Annotated in this window: 18 protein-coding genes; 9 read left to right on the top strand and 9 right to left on the bottom strand. The window is 56.4% G+C overall.

From position 1 onward, the window contains the following. Positions 1–61 precede the first annotated feature (61 nt). On the bottom strand, positions 62–316 hold the full coding sequence (locus BMW97_RS00550; RefSeq protein ID WP_008502662.1) for a GlsB/YeaQ/YmgE family stress response membrane protein: 255 nt from the start codon (positions 314–316) through the stop codon (positions 62–64). Between the two features lie 208 nt (positions 317–524). On the opposite strand from BMW97_RS00550, the gene BMW97_RS00545 reads away from it, so the two are divergent. Beyond that, positions 525–1,256, top strand: a complete 732-nt coding sequence (locus tag BMW97_RS00545; RefSeq protein ID WP_045908251.1) for a flagellar brake protein YcgR — start codon at positions 525–527, stop codon at positions 1,254–1,256. 38 nt (positions 1,257–1,294) lie between these two features. Here BMW97_RS00545 and emtA read toward each other — a convergent pair whose 3' ends face one another. Next, positions 1,295–1,906, bottom strand: a complete 612-nt coding sequence (emtA, locus tag BMW97_RS00540; protein ID WP_024909815.1) for a membrane-bound lytic murein transglycosylase EmtA — start codon at positions 1,904–1,906, stop codon at positions 1,295–1,297. 106 nt (positions 1,907–2,012) lie between these two features. On the opposite strand from emtA, the gene ldcA reads away from it, so the two are divergent. Then, entirely contained in the window at positions 2,013–2,927 is a 915-nt protein-coding gene (gene ldcA, locus BMW97_RS00535) for a muramoyltetrapeptide carboxypeptidase (protein ID WP_045908250.1), read from the top strand. Between the two features lie 97 nt (positions 2,928–3,024). Further along, entirely contained in the window at positions 3,025–4,758 is a 1,734-nt protein-coding gene (locus BMW97_RS00530) for a potassium/proton antiporter (protein ID WP_045908249.1), read from the top strand. Positions 4,759–4,855: 97 nt separating this feature from the next. Here BMW97_RS00530 and dadX read toward each other — a convergent pair whose 3' ends face one another. Both dadX and BMW97_RS00520 read right to left on the bottom strand, forming a co-directional pair. After that, positions 4,856–5,926: a catabolic alanine racemase DadX gene (dadX, locus tag BMW97_RS00525; protein ID WP_008500515.1), complete on the bottom strand. Its 1,071-nt coding sequence runs from the start codon at positions 5,924–5,926 to the stop codon at positions 4,856–4,858. A 9-nt stretch (positions 5,927–5,935) separates the two neighbouring features. Further along, a complete protein-coding gene (locus tag BMW97_RS00520) occupies positions 5,936–7,234 on the bottom strand; it encodes a D-amino acid dehydrogenase (RefSeq protein WP_045908248.1) in 1,299 nt (432 codons plus the stop codon). Between the two features lie 321 nt (positions 7,235–7,555). Between BMW97_RS00520 and BMW97_RS00515 the strand changes: the two genes are divergently transcribed. Further along, on the top strand, positions 7,556–9,088 hold the full coding sequence (locus BMW97_RS00515; RefSeq protein WP_023293929.1) for a SpoVR family protein: 1,533 nt from the start codon (positions 7,556–7,558) through the stop codon (positions 9,086–9,088). A 109-nt stretch (positions 9,089–9,197) separates the two neighbouring features. Here the strand turns inward: BMW97_RS00515 and fadR are convergent, their stop codons facing one another. Next, entirely contained in the window at positions 9,198–9,917 is a 720-nt protein-coding gene (gene fadR, locus BMW97_RS00510) for a fatty acid metabolism transcriptional regulator FadR (RefSeq protein ID WP_045908246.1), read from the bottom strand. 201 nt (positions 9,918–10,118) lie between these two features. On the opposite strand from fadR, the gene nhaB reads away from it, so the two are divergent. Next, positions 10,119–11,657 carry a Na(+)/H(+) antiporter NhaB gene (nhaB, locus tag BMW97_RS00505; RefSeq protein WP_045908245.1) on the top strand — a complete coding sequence of 513 codons (1,539 nt, stop codon included), beginning with the start codon at positions 10,119–10,121 and terminating at the stop codon, positions 11,655–11,657. A 143-nt stretch (positions 11,658–11,800) separates the two neighbouring features. After that, positions 11,801–12,331, top strand: a complete 531-nt coding sequence (gene dsbB, locus BMW97_RS00500) for a disulfide bond formation protein DsbB (RefSeq protein WP_045908244.1) — start codon at positions 11,801–11,803, stop codon at positions 12,329–12,331. Positions 12,332–12,436: 105 nt separating this feature from the next. Here the strand turns inward: dsbB and BMW97_RS00495 are convergent, their stop codons facing one another. From BMW97_RS00495 to BMW97_RS00485, 3 genes are all read right to left on the bottom strand, one after another. Continuing rightward, positions 12,437–12,877 (bottom strand): YcgN family cysteine cluster protein, encoded by a 441-nt coding sequence (locus BMW97_RS00495; RefSeq protein WP_045908282.1) that lies wholly within the window; start codon positions 12,875–12,877, stop codon positions 12,437–12,439. Positions 12,878–12,970: 93 nt separating this feature from the next. Beyond that, positions 12,971–13,630: a fumarylacetoacetate hydrolase family protein gene (locus BMW97_RS00490; protein WP_024909871.1), complete on the bottom strand. Its 660-nt coding sequence runs from the start codon at positions 13,628–13,630 to the stop codon at positions 12,971–12,973. A gap of 47 nt (positions 13,631–13,677) precedes the next feature. Further along, positions 13,678–13,953, bottom strand: coding sequence for a YcgL domain-containing protein (locus tag BMW97_RS00485; protein ID WP_008500507.1), 276 nt, complete (start codon positions 13,951–13,953; stop codon positions 13,678–13,680). Positions 13,954–14,076: 123 nt separating this feature from the next. Here BMW97_RS00485 and minC point away from each other — a divergent pair, with 123 nt between their 5' ends. Genes minC through minE form a run of 3 tightly spaced genes read left to right on the top strand, consistent with a single transcriptional unit; the run spans position 14,077 to position 15,893 of the window. Next, on the top strand, positions 14,077–14,784 hold the full coding sequence (minC, locus tag BMW97_RS00480) for a septum site-determining protein MinC (RefSeq protein ID WP_045908243.1): 708 nt from the start codon (positions 14,077–14,079) through the stop codon (positions 14,782–14,784). Between the two features lie 23 nt (positions 14,785–14,807). Continuing rightward, complete coding sequence (minD, locus tag BMW97_RS00475) at positions 14,808–15,620, top strand: septum site-determining protein MinD (RefSeq protein WP_008500505.1); 813 nt, start codon at positions 14,808–14,810, stop codon at positions 15,618–15,620. 3 nt (positions 15,621–15,623) lie between these two features. Then, on the top strand, positions 15,624–15,893 hold the full coding sequence (minE, locus tag BMW97_RS00470) for a cell division topological specificity factor MinE (RefSeq protein WP_008500504.1): 270 nt from the start codon (positions 15,624–15,626) through the stop codon (positions 15,891–15,893). Between the two features lie 73 nt (positions 15,894–15,966). Here the strand turns inward: minE and rnd are convergent, their stop codons facing one another. Continuing rightward, complete coding sequence (gene rnd, locus BMW97_RS00465; protein ID WP_090392675.1) at positions 15,967–17,094, bottom strand: ribonuclease D; 1,128 nt, start codon at positions 17,092–17,094, stop codon at positions 15,967–15,969. Between the last annotated feature and the right edge of the window lie 9 nt (positions 17,095–17,103).

Genomic DNA, 17,103 nt, shown 5'->3' with positions numbered 1-17,103 from the left:
GATTAACAAATCAATACACAGGCAAAAAAACGGCCCTCCGCAGAGAGCCGTTTACGTCATGTTATGCTCGTCGCAGTAACCTGAATATGCCCAGAACCACAATGGCGCCCACGACAGCGACCAGAAAACTGTGCAGGTCAAAACCACTTATGTTGCCTCCGAAGCCAAACATCGTCGCCAGCCAGCCGCCCACAACCGCACCAACGACCCCGAGTACACAGGTCAAAATAAAGCCGCCGCCATCGTTTCCCGGCATGATCAATTTCGCGATAGCGCCAGCAATAAGACCAAAGATAATCCAGGCGATGATACCCATAGCGATGCCCTCTTGCAGGTTTAACGCATGCGCAGAAAACCTTCTGCACAGCTAACATAAGTATAGGTCATCGCCGGAAAATCATTTTCTTCTCACCGACTTATCTTTGTCTAAACAGGCAAAAAAAACTCACCGGTTTGTATTAAGTTCCATCGCAGATTGCCGATAACGCTAAGACAGTCTGTCATCTATCAAGGAGCCATCCGGCGTGAGTCATTACAGTGAGCAGTTCCTCAAGCAAAATCCGCTGGCTGTATTAGGGGTATTACGCGACCTGCAAAAAGGTGAAGTGCCGCTGCGCATCAGCTGGTCGAATAATCAGTTCATCAGCAAGATCCTTGACGCCTCGCAGGAGCGGCTGGTGATTGATTTGGGCAGCCAGGAGTATGAAAACCGCGCGGCGCTGAAGGCGGAGAATATCGCCGTGATGGCCGAAACGCAGGGCGCCAAAGTGGAGTTTGTCCTGTCGCGACTGGAACTGATCGAATATCAGGGGCTTCCGGCCTTTGTGACCCCCCTTCCTGGCAATCTCTGGTTTGTCCAGCGTCGCGAATATTTCCGCATCAACGCCCCGCTTCATCCCGCTTACTTCTGCAAGGCCAAAATGCCGGACAAAAAAGAGATCCGCTTCCGCCTCTTCGATCTGTCGCTGGGCGGTATGGGTGCGCTGATGGATACGCCGAAACCCGACGGACTGGTAGAAGGCATGCGGTTTACGCAAATTGAACTGGATATGGGGGGCTGGGGGCGCTTTTATTTCGATGCACAGCTGATTGCCATCAGCGACCGCACCGTCGTGGACAGCAAAAATGAAACCATCACCACGCCGCGTCTGAGCTTCCGTTTCCTGAATGTCGGGCCCGGCGCAGAGCGCGAGCTGCAGCGTATTATCTACTCCCTGGAGCGCGAGGCGCGGGAACGGGCAAATAAAGTTCTGTAAGGAACATCGGGCAGCGTGACCGCCGCCCGTCTGCGGCATTACATGGCATCCATCGCTTTCTGTACTTTCCAGATATAACGAGGCGCCTGTGGTGCCGGGTGATTTTTCGCCACATGCTCAAAGAATTCGTCTTTGTCCATGCCGTTAATCTCTTCTATCGCCTCTTTGCGGTCAGAGGAGAAGGTTCTCAGCAACGCGCCGGCACCGTTAACGTAAGAGACCACCAGCGCGTACTGCATCACCTCCGGATCCTTAATGCCCTTCAGCACACCGTGCTCCATGATGCTCAGATAGGCCGTGCCCATTGAAATGTTGCGTTCCGGATTCTTCAGCTCGCTGGTCGACGGCTGACCGCTCCAGCCCATATAGCGGTAAACTTCTTTCCCCGCCGTTGACGCTTTAAGCTGCATCAGCCCCACCGCGTTGGATTTGCTGACAAGCGTGGGATTACCGCCGGACTCCACCGCAATGATCGCCGTGATGAGACGCGGACTGACGCCCCAGGCTTTCCCGGCTTGTTCACTGATCGGCATCCACTGCATCGCGCGCTTCACCGGTACTTCCGGGTTCCAGGGCGGGTTTTGATAATCATGTTTTGAACTACAGCCAGCGAGCAACACAATCAAAAAAGCAAACCATCTCAATTTCACGTCATCTATCCTTATAGCCGGTCATCGCGGTGCGCCGCTCTTGAAGCAGGCGGCGTATAAGCGGCATGATATAGACAATTAGTTTCTCATTCAGCAAGGAATTGCCATGTCTCAGTTTCATCTCATCGCGCCGTCGGGCTACTGCATTAACCAGGACGCCGCGCAGCGGGGCGTTCAGCGTTTGCTGGAGTCGGGCCACCAGGTAGAAAATCAGACGATTATCCCCCGCCGCCAGCAGCGTTTTGCCGGTACCGAAGCGCAGCGGCTGAATGATATCAATAGCCTGGTCGACCTGAAGGGTGAAAATAGCATAGTGCTGGCGGTGCGCGGCGGATATGGCGCGAGCAGGCTGCTGGAGAGCATTGACTGGCAGGGCCTGGCGCAGCGCCAGCAGCAGGATCCGCTGCTGATATGCGGCCACAGTGATTTCACCGTCATCCAGCTTGGGCTGCTGGCGCTGCATAACGTCATCACCTTCAGCGGCCCGATGCTGGCCGGTAACTTCGGCGCGCCGGAGCTGAATGCGTTCACCGTGGAACACTTCTGGCGCGCGCTGCGCAATCCCACCTACAGCGTGGAGTGGCAGGGGAATGGACCGCACTGGGAATGTGAAGGCCAGCTCTGGGGCGGCAACCTGGCGATGCTGGTTTCGCTTATCGGCACGCCGTGGATGCCGCACATCGAGGACGGCATTCTGGTGCTGGAAGATATCAACGAACATCCGTTCCGCGTCGAGCGCATGCTGTTGCAGCTCTATCATGCCGGTATTCTTGAGCGCCAGTCCGCGATCGTGCTGGGCAGCTTCAGCGGCTCTGCCCCGAATGACTATGACGCGGGTTACTCCCTGGAAACCATGATTGAGTTCATTCGCTCGCGGCTGGATGTTCCGGTGATCGCCGGTCTGGATTTTGGCCATGAGCAGCGCACCGTCACCCTGGCGCTGGGGGCGCACGCCTCCCTGATCCATAATGATTCCGGCTCCCGGCTGACCATCAGCGGCCATCCTGTCATAAAGGCATAAAAAAGCCGTTATACCCCCTTAATAAAACGCTGTTGCCGTCGTTAATATGTTAGGGTTTTAGTAACAGCGTTAATATTGAGGTGGGAGTAAGAGAACATTGGATGCCGCAGCGATAATCAGCCTTTTCATTCTGGGTTCGGTCCTTGTAACCAGCAGTATTTTATTAAGTTCATTTTCATCGCGTCTCGGCATACCTATTCTTGTTATTTTCCTCGCCATCGGCATGCTGGCCGGCATTGATGGCATTGGCGGTATCCCATTCGATAACTATCCTTTCGCCTACATGGTGAGTAACCTGGCGCTGGCGGTGATCCTGCTGGACGGCGGCATGCGCACCCAGGCGAGCTCCTTCCGCGTGGCCTTAGGGCCCGCGCTGTCGCTCGCGACGGTTGGCGTGTTGATAACCTCCGGCCTCACCGGAATGATGGCCGCGTGGCTTTTCCATCTCAATATCATGGAAGGTTTGCTGATTGGCGCGATTGTTGGCTCAACCGATGCGGCAGCGGTGTTTTCTCTGCTCGGCGGAAAAGGGCTCAACGAACGCGTTGGCTCCACGCTTGAGATTGAATCCGGCAGTAACGACCCGATGGCGGTGTTTCTCACCATTACGCTTATCGAGATGATTCAGCAGCACGAAAGCGGGCTGAGCTGGACGTTTGCGTGGCATATCCTGCAGCAGTTTGGCCTGGGGATTGTTATCGGCCTGGCGGGCGGCTATCTGCTTCAGCAGACAATCAACCGCATATCGCTGCCGTTGGGGCTTTACCCTCTGCTGGCGCTGAGCGGCGGCATCCTCATTTTTGCCGTTACCACGGCGCTGGACGGCAGCGGCATTCTCGCCGTCTACCTCTGCGGGTTCCTGATGGGCAACCGCCCTATTCGCAACCGGCATGCCATTTTGCAGAACTTCGACGGTCTGGCCTGGCTGGCGCAGATCGGCATGTTCCTGGTGCTGGGGCTTCTGGTCACCCCCTCAGACCTGCTTCCCATCGCGGTTCCGGCGCTGCTGCTGTCCGCGTGGATGATCTTCTTCGCCCGTCCGCTGTCGGTATTTGCAGGCCTGCTGCCGTTTCGCGGCTTCAACCTGCGCGAGCGGATATTCATCAGTTGGGTGGGCCTGCGCGGCGCGGTGCCGATTATCCTTGCCGTCTTCCCGATGATGGCGGGTCTGGATAACGCCCGGCTGTTCTTTAACGTGGCGTTCTTCGTGGTGCTGATTTCGCTGCTGTTCCAGGGAACGTCCCTCGGGTGGGCGGCGAAAAAAGCCAAAGTGGTGGTGCCTCCCGTGGGCTGGCCGGTTTCCCGCGTGGGGCTCGACATCCATCCGGAAAACCCGTGGGAACAGTTCGTTTATCAGCTGAGCGCCGACAAATGGTGCGTGGGGGCTTCGCTGCGCGATTTGCACATGCCGGCCGAAACGCGCATTGCCGCCCTGTTCCGCGACAATGTTCTGCTGCACCCTACCGGCAGCACCCGCCTGCGCGAAGGGGACATTCTCTGCGTGATTGGCCGCGAGCGCGACCTGCCCGCACTGGGCAAGCTGTTCAGCCAGTCGCCTCCGGTGGCGCTGGACCAGCGTTTCTTCGGCGATTTCATTCTGGAAGCCAGCGCCAGGTTTGCCGATGTGGCGCTGATTTACGGCCTGGATGAAGGTGCTGAAGACGGAGATAGCCAGCAAACGCTGGGCGAAATCATCCAGCAGCGGCTTGGCGCTGCCCCGGTCGTGGGCGATCAGGTCGAGTTTGCCGGGATGATCTGGACGGTAGCAGAGAAAGAAGATAACGCTGTGAGGAAAGTCGGTTTGAGGCCGATGGAAGAGGAAGCGGAGTAGCGGTTTTTTTGCCGGGTGGCGCTCACGGTTACCCGGCCTACACTCGAGGATTTTGTAGGTCGGGTAAGGCGAAGCCGCTACCCGACACAAACATTCGTTACACCGTCACAACCGGCACCCTTGGTGCCAGAGCACACATCAGTTCATACCCTACCGTCCCTGCTGCGGCCGCCACGTCATCAATTTTGATTTCGTTACCCCACAGCTCAACCGGCGAACCGATACCCGCCTGCGGGCATGGCGTCAGGTCAACGGCCAGCATATCCATTGATACGGTGCCTACCGTCCCCGTGCGGACACCATCGACCCACACAGGCGTGCCGGTCGGCGCAATGCGCGGGTAGCCGTCGGCATAGCCGCCCGCCACGATACCAATCCGCTGCTCGCCCTTTGCCCGATAGCGGCTGCCGTAGCCCACCGTGTCGCCAGCCTTCAGGGTTTGCACACCAATGATTTCGCTGCGCAGGGTCATTACCGGCTTCAGGCCGCTGTTGGCGATATCCTGCCACTGGCCCGAGGGGGACGCGCCGTACAGAACGATCCCCGGACGCACCCAGTTGTAATGCGCCTCGGGATGCCAGAGCGTGGCCGCCGAGTTGGACAGCGAGCGCGGACAGTCCAGCCCTTCTGCCGCCTGCTCAATGCGGACCATGGCATCGGCAATGCCGTCCGGTTTTTCCGCGTCGGCAAAATGCGCCATCAGCGTCATTTCACCTACGTTCTTCAGCGCACGCAGCTGCTGCCAGACCGTATGCACCCGCTCAGGCTGGAAGCCCAGGCGGTTCATGCCGCTGTTCACCTTGAGATAGATATCCAGCGGCGCGTGGAGCTTCGCATCCTGAATCGCTTTAATCTGCCAGTTGCTGTGAACGCTGGTGGTCAGCCGGTACTTATCCAGCAGCGGCAGATCGTCGGCGTGGAAAAAGCCTTCGAGCAGCAGTATGGGCCCTTTCCAGCCGCGCTCACGCAGCAAAATGGCCTCTTCCAGATTAAGTAACGCAAAGCCATCGGTGGCGCTCAAGGCGCTCCAGATACGGTCAATGCCGTGGCCGTAGGCATTCGCTTTCACGACCGACCACACGCGTGCGCCAGGTGCCGCCCGGCGAACAATCTGCAGGTTATCCTTCAGGGCCTGCAGGTTCAGCTGAGCCAGAACAGGACGGGACATGACAACTCCTTAGTTATGCGCGCCGTGCAGGTGCTGTGGACGCGACGGCGTAAATCCCGATTGATAGCGCGCGGCGCTCAAATCGTCAAACGGAATGGCTGGCGTGCGTCCGGAAATCAGGTCGCTCAGCAGCTGGCCGGAGCCACAGGCCATCGTCCAGCCAAGGGTGCCGTGTCCGGTATTGGTCCACAGGTTTTTGAACGGCGTGCGCCCCACAATCGGCGTACCGTCCGGCGTCATCGGACGCAGGCCGGTCCAGAACGTCGCCTGCTCGACAAAGCCACCGCGCGGGAAGAGATCCCCTACCACCATCTCCAGCGTTTCACGACGCGGTTTCAGCAGCTCGGTATTGAAGCCGACGATCTCCGCCATGCCGCCTACGCGGATGCGGTTATCGAAGCGGGTAATGGCGATTTTGTAGGTTTCATCCAGAATGGTAGAAACCGGTGCGCCGCTCTCCTCTTTTACCGGAATGGTCAGCGAGTAGCCTTTTAGCGGGTAGACCGGAATATCGAGAATGCCCTTCAGCATGGCGGTGGAGTACGAGCCAAACGCCATGACGTAAGCATCCGCTTTGATCACCTCTTCGCCACACTTCACGCCGTAAATTTTTTCCCCTTCCGACAGCAGCTTGTCGACAGCGGTGTTAAAGCGGAACTTCACCCCCGCCTGCTCGCACATCTGCGCCAGACGCTGCGTAAAGAGCTGGCAGTCGCCGGTTTCGTCGTTCGGCAGGCGCAGGCCGCCCGTCAGCTTATGCGCCACTTCCGCCAGCGCCGGTTCAACCTGACCAAGCTGGCTGGCTTCCAGCAGCTGGTACGGTACGCCGGCATCTTCCAGCACGGCGATATCGCGGGTGGCATTTTCGTACTGCTGCGCCGTGCGGAACAGCTGCAGCGTTCCGCCCTGACGGCCTTCGTACTCAATCCCCGTCGACGCGCGCAGCGCTTTCAGGCAGTCGCGGCTGTATTCCGCCAGGCGCACCATGCGCCCTTTATTCTCCATGTAGTGGCGGGTGTCGCAGTTGCGCAGCATCTGCCACATCCACTTCAGCTGAAACTGCGTGCCGTCAAGGCTGATGGCCAGCGGCGCGTGGCGCTGGAACATCCATTTAATCGCCTTCAGCGGAACGCCCGGCGCTGCCCATGGTGCCGCATAGCCGGGAGAGATTTGCCCGGCGTTCGCCGCACTGGTTTCCAGCGCAGGGCCTGACTCACGATCGATAACGGTGACGTCATGTCCCGCCTGACTTAAATACCAGGCGCTGGTTACCCCAACGACACCACTTCCCAGTATGACAACACGCATAGCCACTCCATTATGTGCAAAAGAACAATCTTCTAATTACAGATTGATAACCTAGTTGAAAATATTATTCAACATACGACTTTTTTATGGTGACTTACCTCACACATCCCCCAGCATCAGGGGATAGTGATAATTTGGGATCTCCTGCTGCGCGTTATTTTTAACCAGCATAATATGCTGAGGGACGCCCTTTTTTTGCCGTATCAAAAACGCGAAATCGCAAAGAAAAAATTTCTGCCTCAGCACGCTTTTTAACACGTTGATCTATGCTTGAAAGGAGGCTCTCCAGACAGAGAGAGCACCCACAACGAGGGCGCGCTAATGGCTACTATTGATTCCCTGAACAAGGACAACACACGTCTGAGCGATGGACCCGACTGGACCTTCGAGCTGCTGGATGTTTACCTCGCCGAGATCGACCGGGTCGCAAAACTGTATCGCCTAGATACCTACCCCCATCAGATTGAAGTCATTACGTCCGAACAGATGATGGACGCCTACTCCAGCGTCGGGATGCCGATCAACTATCCGCACTGGTCGTTTGGTAAGAAATTTATTGAAACGGAGCGGCTGTATAAGCACGGCCAGCAGGGTCTGGCGTATGAAATCGTTATCAACTCCAATCCGTGTATCGCCTATTTAATGGAAGAGAACACCATTACCATGCAGGCGCTGGTGATGGCGCACGCCTGCTACGGGCATAACTCTTTTTTCAAGAATAACTATCTCTTCCGCAGCTGGACGGATGCCAGCTCCATCGTCGATTACCTGATCTTCGCCCGTAAATACATTACCGACTGCGAAGAGCGCTACGGCGTGGACGAAGTGGAAAAACTGCTCGACTCCTGCCACGCGCTGATGAACTACGGCGTTGATCGCTACAAACGTCCGCAGAAAATCTCCCTCCAGGAGGAGAAAGCGCGGCAGAAAAGCCGCGAAGAGTATCTCCAAAGCCAGGTGAACATGCTGTGGCGCACCCTGCCGAAGCGTGAGGAGGAAAAAACGATCGCCGAAGCGCGTCGCTATCCGTCCGAGCCGCAGGAAAACCTGCTCTATTTTATGGAGAAGAACGCCCCGCTGCTGGAGCCGTGGCAGCGTGAGATCCTGCGCATCGTGCGCAAGGTGAGCCAGTATTTCTATCCGCAAAAGCAGACGCAGGTGATGAACGAAGGCTGGGCGACATTCTGGCACTACACCATCCTCAACCACCTGTATGACGAGGGGAAAGTTACCGAGCGGTTCATGATGGAGTTTCTCCACAGCCATACCAACGTGGTGTTCCAGCCGCCTTACAACAGCCCGTGGTACAGCGGCATTAACCCGTATGCGCTTGGCTTTGCCATGTTCCAGGACATCAAGCGTATCTGCCAGTCGCCGACGGAAGAAGACAAGTACTGGTTCCCGGATATCGCCGGATCTGACTGGCTGGAAACGCTGCACTTTGCGATGCGCGACTTTAAGGATGAGAGCTTCATCAGCCAGTTTATGTCGCCGAAGATCATGCGTGACTTCCGCTTCTTCACCGTGCTGGACGATGACCGCAACAACTATCTGGAGATCTCCGCAATCCACAACGAGGAGGGATACCGTGAGATCCGCTCTCGCCTCTCTTCCCAGTACAACCTGAGTAACCTTGAACCGAATATTCAGGTCTGGAACGTGGATTTACGCGGTGACCGCTCCCTGACGCTGCGCTATATCCCGCACAACCGCGCGCCGCTGGATAAAGGGCGTAAAGAGGTGCTGAAGCATGTGCATCGCCTGTGGGGCTTTGACGTGCAGCTGGAGCAGCAGAATGAAGACGGGAGCGTTGAGCTGCTGGAACGCTGCCCGGCGCGGTTAAATACGCTGTAGTTTTTTGCCGGGTGGCGGCTTCGCCTTACCCGGCCTACGGTTTTTGTAGGCCCGGTAAGCGAAGCGCCACCGGGCGAAAAAAAACCTCTCATACGAGAGGTTTTTTATTTCAGCGGCTCTGAATCGCCAAATCGCCCGGCAGCGTTTTCTGCATGCGGTGCCAGATTTCACCAGAATCGTGACCGTAGCGGCGCACTGTCTCATAAACTTGATCGTGCAGGCCTTCAGAGCACAGCTTGATCAGCTTATGGTAGAAGCCCAGCGCCAGGCTGCGGGCTTCTGGATTGGCAAAGTAGTGGCGACCAATGCGGGTGTAGAGCCCTTTCATGCCGTTGAGGATCAGACCGTACACCGGGTTGCCGGAGGCAAACGCCAGCCCACGGAAGACGTTGTAATCGAGGGTGGCAAACGCGTCGGCGTGATCTTCCACTTCGTTGGCACTGGCCAGTACCGCAAGCGCATCTTCCGGATGCTGACGGAAAGCCGTACGAATGAAGATCGTCGCGATGTTGGTGCGAACGGAGAGCAGATTATCAATGAGCTGCGGCACGCTTTCATGATCGAGACGCGCCAGCGTTTCAAGAATGTTCAGCCCGGAGGTTTCCCAGAAGTTGTTCACTTTTGTTGGCTTGCCGTGCTGGATCGTCAACCAGCCATCGCGCGCCAGTCGCTGAAGCACTTCACGCAGCGTGGTGCGAGTGACGCCAATCAGTTCAGAGAGTTCGCGTTCAGCCGGAAGAATGGACCCCGCAGGGAAACGATTATTCCAGATGCTTTCAATGATGTACTCTTCCGCGAAACCCGCCGGGCTCTGCGCCTTAATGACCATAGTGAGATTTCCATTACACAGCTTTAGCAAATTGGACTCATCATACCAGAGGCACGCAGTGGCAGGTAGCGCGGCAAAGAGAGAAAAGAGGGATCGCCGTTTCATTTTTGTGAAATTTACACTGCAGCGTTATCCGCCTCCGGCCCGCGATTTTTGCGTATACTGATGTTTTGTCTTACTTGACGGGGAAGGACGTCTGTCGTGGAAATTTCATTTGGGCGCGCGCTGTGGCGCAATTTTTTAGGCCAGTCTCCTGACTGGTACAAACTTATACTTCTGGTGTTCCTGGTCGTAAATCCCCTCCTCTTTAGCGTGAACCCGTTTATGGCCGGGTGGCTGTTGGTGGCGGAATTTATCTTCACCCTGGCGATGGCGCTGAAATGTTATCCCCTTCTGCCGGGCGGACTGCTGGCGTTTGAGGCCGTCGTCATCGGCATGACCCGCGCTGAGCACGTCAAGGCCGAGCTGGCATCCAATCTTGAAGTGCTTCTGCTGCTGATGTTTATGGTGGCGGGCATCTACTTTATGAAACAGCTGCTGCTGTTTATCTTCACGCGCCTGCTGCTCAGCATTCCGTCGAAAATGTTCCTCTCGCTGGCATTTTGCCTTGCGGCTGCCTTCCTGTCGGCCTTCCTGGACGCGCTGACGGTGGTCGCGGTAGTGATAAGCGTGGCGGTGGGGTTTTACGGTATTTATCACCGCGTGGCCTCCTCTCGTCCGGGCGAGGATTTGCAGGATGACAGCCACGTCGATGCGCATAACCGTGAGGTACTGGAGCAGTTTCGTGCCTTCCTGCGCAGCCTGATGATGCATGCCGGCGTCGGTACCGCTCTGGGGGGCGTGATGACGATGGTGGGCGAGCCGCAAAACCTGATCATTGCCAAAGCGGCGGGCTGGCACTTCGGTGATTTCTTCCTGAGAATGGCGCCAGTGAGCGTGCCGGTGCTGATCTGCGGTCTGGCGACCTGTCTGCTGGTGGAGAAGTTTCGCCTCTTTGGGTACGGAGCACAACTTCCGGAGCCGGTGCGCCAGGAGCTGCATAAATTTGATCTGCAGAGTCGACGCCAGCGGACGCGCCAGGAGACGCTGCGCCTGATTGCTCAGGGGATCATCGGCGTCTGGCTGATCGCCGCGCTGGCGTTCCATCTGGCTGAAGTGGGGCTGATTGGCCTGTCGGTCATTATTCTCGCCACCACCTTTACCGGCGTAACGGATGAGCATGCCATCGGCAAAGCCTTTACCGAAGCCCTGCCGTTTACCGCCCTGCTGGCGGTCTTCTTTGCGGTCGTGGCGGTGATTATCGACCAGCATCTGTTCGCGCCGATTATTGCCTTTGTCTTAAAGGCGTCGCCGGATGCTCAACTGTCGCTGTTTTATCTGTTTAATGGCCTGCTCTCGTCGATCTCAGATAACGTCTTTGTCGGGACGGTCTACATCAACGAGGCCAAAGCGGCCATGGAGCAAGGCGTTATCAGCGCCGGACAGTTTGAGCTGCTGGCGGTGGCGATCAACACCGGTACCAACCTGCCGTCGGTGGCGACGCCAAACGGACAGGCCGCCTTCCTGTTCCTGCTGACCTCCGCCCTCGCCCCCCTCATACGTCTTTCTTATGGCCGGATGGTGTGGATGGCGCTGCCCTACACGCTGGTGCTCACGATCGTGGGATTGCTTTGCGTCAAAATTACCCTCATTCCCTGTACGCAATGGTTGATACAAGCGGGTATACTTGCGGCGCAGTAAATACTGCAACTCGGGCAGTTCGCTGCCCGTTTGCCTTTTCGCACGATAAACATCCAATTACGTTTTATTTCGCCAGGTACAGGTGGCGCGCAAAACGAATTCGTTTACACTGCAATTTCTAAGCATGTTCCAGGGAAATGATTATGTTGAGATTTTTAAACCAGTGCTCCCGCGGTCGCGGAGCGTGGTTGTTAATGGCCCTGACCGCCTTTGCGCTGGAAATGGTGGCGCTATGGTTCCAGCACGTAATGGGACTGAAACCTTGCGTACTCTGTATTTACGAACGCTGTGCCCTGTTCGGCATTATGGGTGCGGGCCTGGTGGGCGCGATTGCCCCGAAATCGCCGCTTCGCTATGCCGCTATCGCGATCTGGCTGTACAGCGCCTGGAAAGGCATTGAACTCTCCTGGCAGCACACCATGATGCAGCTGCATCCGTCACCGTTTATGACCTGCGATTTTGCCGCCCGCTTCCCGAGCTGGCTGCCGCTGGACAAATGGCTGCCGCAGGTGTTTGTTGCATCCGGTGACTGTTCCGTTCGCCAGTGGGAATTCCTGACCCTCGAGATGCCGCAGTGGCTGGTGGGCATTTTTGCCGCCTACTTCGTCGTGGCGCTGCTGGTGCTGATCGCTCAGCCGTTCAAACCGAAGAAACGCGATCTATTTGGGCGCTAATTCGCCCGGCGGCGCTTCGCTTGCGCGGGCCTACGGTTTTGTAGGTCGGGTAAGCGCAGCGCCACCCGACATAATAAAAAACCCGCCAAGGCGGGTTTTTTAATCTCAGCGGGTCGGGTGATTCATGATGTGGTCTTCCCAGTCACGCACCTCAGACTCTTTCACCGCAATGTGGCGCACGGAGATACGCTCGCCATGCATCGCCGCTTTTGAACCGGTCAGCAGCGGATGCCAGGCCGGCAGATCTTTCCCTTCCGCCAGCAGGCGATACGCGCAGGTATGCGGCAGCCATTCGAAGGTGGGCAGATTATCCCGGGTTAACTTGATGCAGTCCGGCTCGAACTCAAAGCGGCGCTCATAGTTGCGGCACTGGCAGGTCTTAATGTTGAGCTGCTTACAGGCCACGTTGGTGAAGTAGATTTCATCCGTGTCTTCATCCATCAGCTTGTGCAGGCAGCACTGACCGCAGCCGTCGCATAAGGATTCCCATTCCGCATCAGTCATGTCGTCGAGAGTTTTGCTTTGCCAGAAAGGGATGTCGTTCATCAGGATGTCCACACGTCAAAAGAAAGCGCACCTTATAACGAGTCTGGCACGTCGTTGCAAGTTTTGCCGCCCTTTTCAGGCGGCAAGAGGAAGTTACAGCACGCGGGTTTTCAGCGACAGGCCGTTAAAACCGACCTCCAGTTCATCACCGCTCACGAGCGGACCAACGCCTTCCGGCGTGCCGGTCAGGATCACATCACCCGGCTTCAGGGTAAAGAAGCGGCTCATGTAGGCGATCAGCGGCACAATCTTATGGATCATGTCTGCCGTGGTGCCCTGTTGGCGGATTTCACCGTTAACCTTCAGGCTAAGTGGGGTATCCTGCGGATCGCCGGTAAATTCGCTCACCGGCACAAACGCCGAAATCGGGCAGGAATTATCAAACCCTTTGGCTTTTTCCCACGGCTGTCCGGCTTTCTTCATTTTACCCTGCACGTCGCGTAGCGTCAGATCCAGCGCCACGCCGTATCCGGCAATCGCTTTCTGAACATGCTCTTCGGAAGCCTGACGCAGCGTCGCGCCGATCAGTACGGCGAGTTCAACCTCGTGATGCACCGAGCCGAGCCCCTGCGGCAGGGCCAGCGGCTGGCGGATATCGCAAAGCGCCGTTTCAGGCTTAATAAACAGAACCGGCTCTTCTGGCGTCGCACTGCCCATCTCCTGAATATGTTTTGCATAGTTGCTGCCTACGCAAACCACTTTGCTGACGGGATAATCCAGTAATGCACCTTGCCAGTTATGATGTTGATACATGGTCGACCCCTAAACGGTTGATGTGTTGTGCTCAAAAACAGTTGAGACTATTTTTTTCCGTTCGCCTCAAGATGCTGTTTTAATAAATTCTCCGGTGGCGGCGGAAGCTGTAAATAATAGCCCTGCTCGGCTAATGCCGTTTTCACTTTCTCCAGATCGGCATTCACCAGTTTCTTGCGACCATCAAGCGGCAGCAGCATCGCCATCTGCGGTCGGCCAAAGCTCTTCATTAATTCTTCAGGCACGCGTGAAAAATCGTCTTTCTTTTCGACATAAAGATAGGTCTGGTCACGGGTTGTACTTCTGTAGATCACACAAAACATGTTTTTACTCTGAATTAATGGGTGGTTGCTTGCCTCAATATACTCCTGACTATAACATGCCTGATACTCTTCGGAATATCGCAGCGAGTGGTTGCGGTTAATAGCAAATTGAGTAAGGCCAGGATGTCAAACACGCCCATCGAGCTTAAAGGCAGTAGCTTCACCTTATCAGTGGTACATTTGCATGATGCAAAACCCGAGGTTATTCGTCAGGCGTTAGAAGACAAAATCGCCCAGGCTCCCGCCTTTCTGAAGCACGCCCCTGTTGTGATCAACGTCAGCGGTCTTGAGGCGCCGGTTAACTGGAAACTTCTCCAGCAGGCCGTCTCCTCTACCGGACTGCGTATTGTCGGCATCAGCGGCTGCAAAGATACTGAACTGAAAGCGGAAATCGACCGTGCGGGGCTGCCGCTTCTGAATGAAGGCAAAGAAAAAGCCCCCCGTGCGGCACCCGTTGCCGTCGAAACGCCCCCTCCTGCGGCGCAAAACGTTACAACCATCACAAAAACGCGAATGATTGATGTGCCGGTTCGTTCCGGTCAGCGCATTTATGCACCAAACTGTGATCTGATTGTTACAAGCCACGTCAGCGCTGGCGCTGAGCTGATTGCAGATGGCAATATTCACGTATACGGTATGATGCGTGGACGTGCGCTCGCGGGTGCAAGTGGCGATCGGGACGCGCAAATATTTTGTACTCACCTGACGGCGGAACTGGTGTCCATCGCAGGTGAATATTGGCTGAGCGACAAGATCCCAGCCGAATTTTATGGCAAAGCGGCTCGCCTGCTTCTGGCAGACGACGCGTTGACCGTTCAACCGTTGAATTGATCCCTTTTTAACAAGGAATTTCTATGGCACGCATTATTGTTGTTACTTCGGGTAAAGGAGGCGTTGGCAAGACCACCTCCAGCGCGGCCATCGCTACTGGTTTGGCCCAGAAGGGAAAGAAAACCGTCGTTATCGACTTCGATATCGGCCTGCGTAACCTCGACCTCATCATGGGATGTGAGCGTCGCGTCGTGTATGACTTCGTGAACGTCATTCAGGGCGATGCCACGCTGAACCAGGCGCTGATTAAAGACAAGCGCACCGAGAACCTCTACATTCTCCCGGCCTCTCAGACGCGTGACAAAGACGCCCTGACCCGCGAAGGGGTAGAAAAGGTGCTCGACGAGCTGAAAAAAATGGAGTTCGACTTCATCGTCTGTGACTCCCCTGCCGGTATCGAAACCGGTGCTCTGATGGCGCTCTACTTCGCTGATGAAGCGATCATCACCACCAACCCTGAAGTTTCATCCGTGCGTGACTCAGACCGCATTCTCGGGATCCTCGCATCTAAATCCCGTCGTGCGGAAAATGGCGAAGACCCGATTAAAGAACACCTGCTGCTCACTCGCTACAACCCGGGCCGCGTGAACAAAGGTGACATGCTGAGCATGGAAGACGTGCTGGAGATCCTGCGCATTAAGCTGGTGGGCGTTATCCCGGAAGATCAGTCCGTGTTACGCGCCTCTAACCAGGGCGAGCCAGTGATCCTGGATACAATGGCAGATGCAGGTAAAGCTTACGCCGATACCGTTGACCGTCTGCTGGGAGAAGAACGTCCTTTCCGCTTCATTGAAGAAGAGAAGAAAGGTTTCCTCAAACGCCTGTTCGGAGGATAAGTTATGGCATTACTGGACTTTTTTCTCTCGCGGAAAAAGAACACCGCCAACATCGCAAAAGAACGTCTGCAAATTATCGTTGCGGAGCGTCGTCGTAGCGACGCCGAGCCTCACTACCTGCCGCAGCTGCGTAAGGACATCCTGGAAGTGATCTGTAAGTACGTGCAGATTGACCCGGAGATGGTGACGGTGCAGCTGGAACAAAAAGACGGGGATATTTCGATTCTGGAGCTGAACGTGACGCTCCCGGAAGCGGAAGAGTCGCGTCCGTAGATTTATGATTTCGTAGCCCCGGTAAGCGCAGCGCCACCGGGGGAATATGCCGGGTTATCACCCGGCATATTTTTTATCGCGGATAACCTTCCAGCAACGTATTCAGGCGATCGGCCATCAATTCCCCGCGCCATCCCGCAACCATTTCCGGTACGCCATTCTGCGGCTTCAGCTTCCAGTGCCAGTTCAGCAGCTGGTTAATCTGACGGCGTGAGGCAAGCAGTTCCGCGCTCAGCTTGCTTTCCGTTGCCACCGTCTGCACCAGTGCTTTGATATCTTTAAACGCTTTGCGATAGCCCGGCATGTCCATCAGGTTCAGCAGCGGTTCCGGCAGCGCGTCGTCGGGTAATTCCTGCGCTTTTGCGACCAGCGCCAGCAGGGTTTTGCCGTGGAAACGGATCTCACTGCCCGAAAGCCCAATGCTGTCCAGCTCGCCGAGGCTGCCCGGCATATAGCGCGCCACCGCCCAGAGATGCTCTTCGCGGACGACAAAGTTAACGGCCAGATCGCGCTCGCGCGCTTTACGCAAGCGCCAGTCTGCCAGCAGCTGCAGGCATGCCAGCTGACGCGTGCGCAGCTGCCAGGCGTTGCTGATGTCGCGCCAGGCGTCTTTCGGATCCACCACTTCCTGACGACGCTGCTGGGTCATACGGCACTCGTCCAGCGCTGCCGGGAGCCATCCGGAGGCTTCCGCCTCTTTCATCAACTGTCCGGCGATCGGCAGCAGGTAAAACACGTCAGCCGCCGCATACTCCAGTTGGCGGGCGGTAAGCGGACGCGCCAGCCAGTCGGTCCGGGATTCGCTTTTATCCAGGGTCAGGCCCGTATACTCCTCCACCATGGCGGCAAAGCCCCATGAGAGCGGGCGACCGCTGAACGCCGCGAGGATCTGCGTATCAATCAGCGGCTGAGGCATGATGCCAAAGGTATTCAGAAAGACTTCCAGATCTTCACTGCCTGCATGCAGGTATTTCGTGACGGCGGTATCGAGCAGCAGGTCGCGCATCGGCGTCCAGTCGGTAATGCCGAGAGGGTCGATCAGCGACACGTTTTTACCGTCGTACATCTGAATCAACCCCAGCTGCGGATAGTACGTCCGGGTACGGACAAACTCGGTATCCAGGGCAATGGCAGGAAAGTCGCGCGTCACTTCGCACAGCGAAGCCAGCTCGTCGTTGGTCGTGATCATCTGGTAATTCAAATCGGATTC

The organism is Enterobacter sp. NFIX58, assembly GCF_900110475.1.
GTDB classification, from domain to species: Bacteria; Pseudomonadota; Gammaproteobacteria; order Enterobacterales; family Enterobacteriaceae; genus Enterobacter; species Enterobacter quasiroggenkampii.
The sequence above is the reverse complement of the archived record's forward strand: the minus strand, read 5'-3'. Positions and strand labels throughout refer to the sequence as shown.

What these genes read in the sequence shown, in the direction of transcription:
- BMW97_RS00550 (WP_008502662.1), bottom strand. Translation starts at nt 316, where the DNA reads ATGGGTATCATCGCCTGGATTATCTTTGGTCTTATTGCTGGCGCTATC.
- ldcA (WP_045908250.1), top strand. Translation starts at nt 2,013, where the DNA reads ATGTCTCAGTTTCATCTCATCGCGCCGTCGGGCTACTGCATTAACCAG.
- dadX (WP_008500515.1), bottom strand. Translation starts at nt 5,926, where the DNA reads ATGTCCCGTCCTGTTCTGGCTCAGCTGAACCTGCAGGCCCTGAAGGAT.
- BMW97_RS00520 (WP_045908248.1), bottom strand. Translation starts at nt 7,234, where the DNA reads ATGCGTGTTGTCATACTGGGAAGTGGTGTCGTTGGGGTAACCAGCGCC.
- BMW97_RS00515 (WP_023293929.1), top strand. Translation starts at nt 7,556, where the DNA reads ATGGCTACTATTGATTCCCTGAACAAGGACAACACACGTCTGAGCGAT.
- fadR (WP_045908246.1), bottom strand. Translation starts at nt 9,917, where the DNA reads ATGGTCATTAAGGCGCAGAGCCCGGCGGGTTTCGCGGAAGAGTACATC.
- dsbB (WP_045908244.1), top strand. Translation starts at nt 11,801, where the DNA reads ATGTTGAGATTTTTAAACCAGTGCTCCCGCGGTCGCGGAGCGTGGTTG.
- BMW97_RS00495 (WP_045908282.1), bottom strand. Translation starts at nt 12,877, where the DNA reads ATGAACGACATCCCTTTCTGGCAAAGCAAAACTCTCGACGACATGACT.
- BMW97_RS00490 (WP_024909871.1), bottom strand. Translation starts at nt 13,630, where the DNA reads ATGTATCAACATCATAACTGGCAAGGTGCATTACTGGATTATCCCGTC.
- BMW97_RS00485 (WP_008500507.1), bottom strand. Translation starts at nt 13,953, where the DNA reads ATGTTTTGTGTGATCTACAGAAGTACAACCCGTGACCAGACCTATCTT.
- minC (WP_045908243.1), top strand. Translation starts at nt 14,077, where the DNA reads ATGTCAAACACGCCCATCGAGCTTAAAGGCAGTAGCTTCACCTTATCA.
- minD (WP_008500505.1), top strand. Translation starts at nt 14,808, where the DNA reads ATGGCACGCATTATTGTTGTTACTTCGGGTAAAGGAGGCGTTGGCAAG.
- minE (WP_008500504.1), top strand. Translation starts at nt 15,624, where the DNA reads ATGGCATTACTGGACTTTTTTCTCTCGCGGAAAAAGAACACCGCCAAC.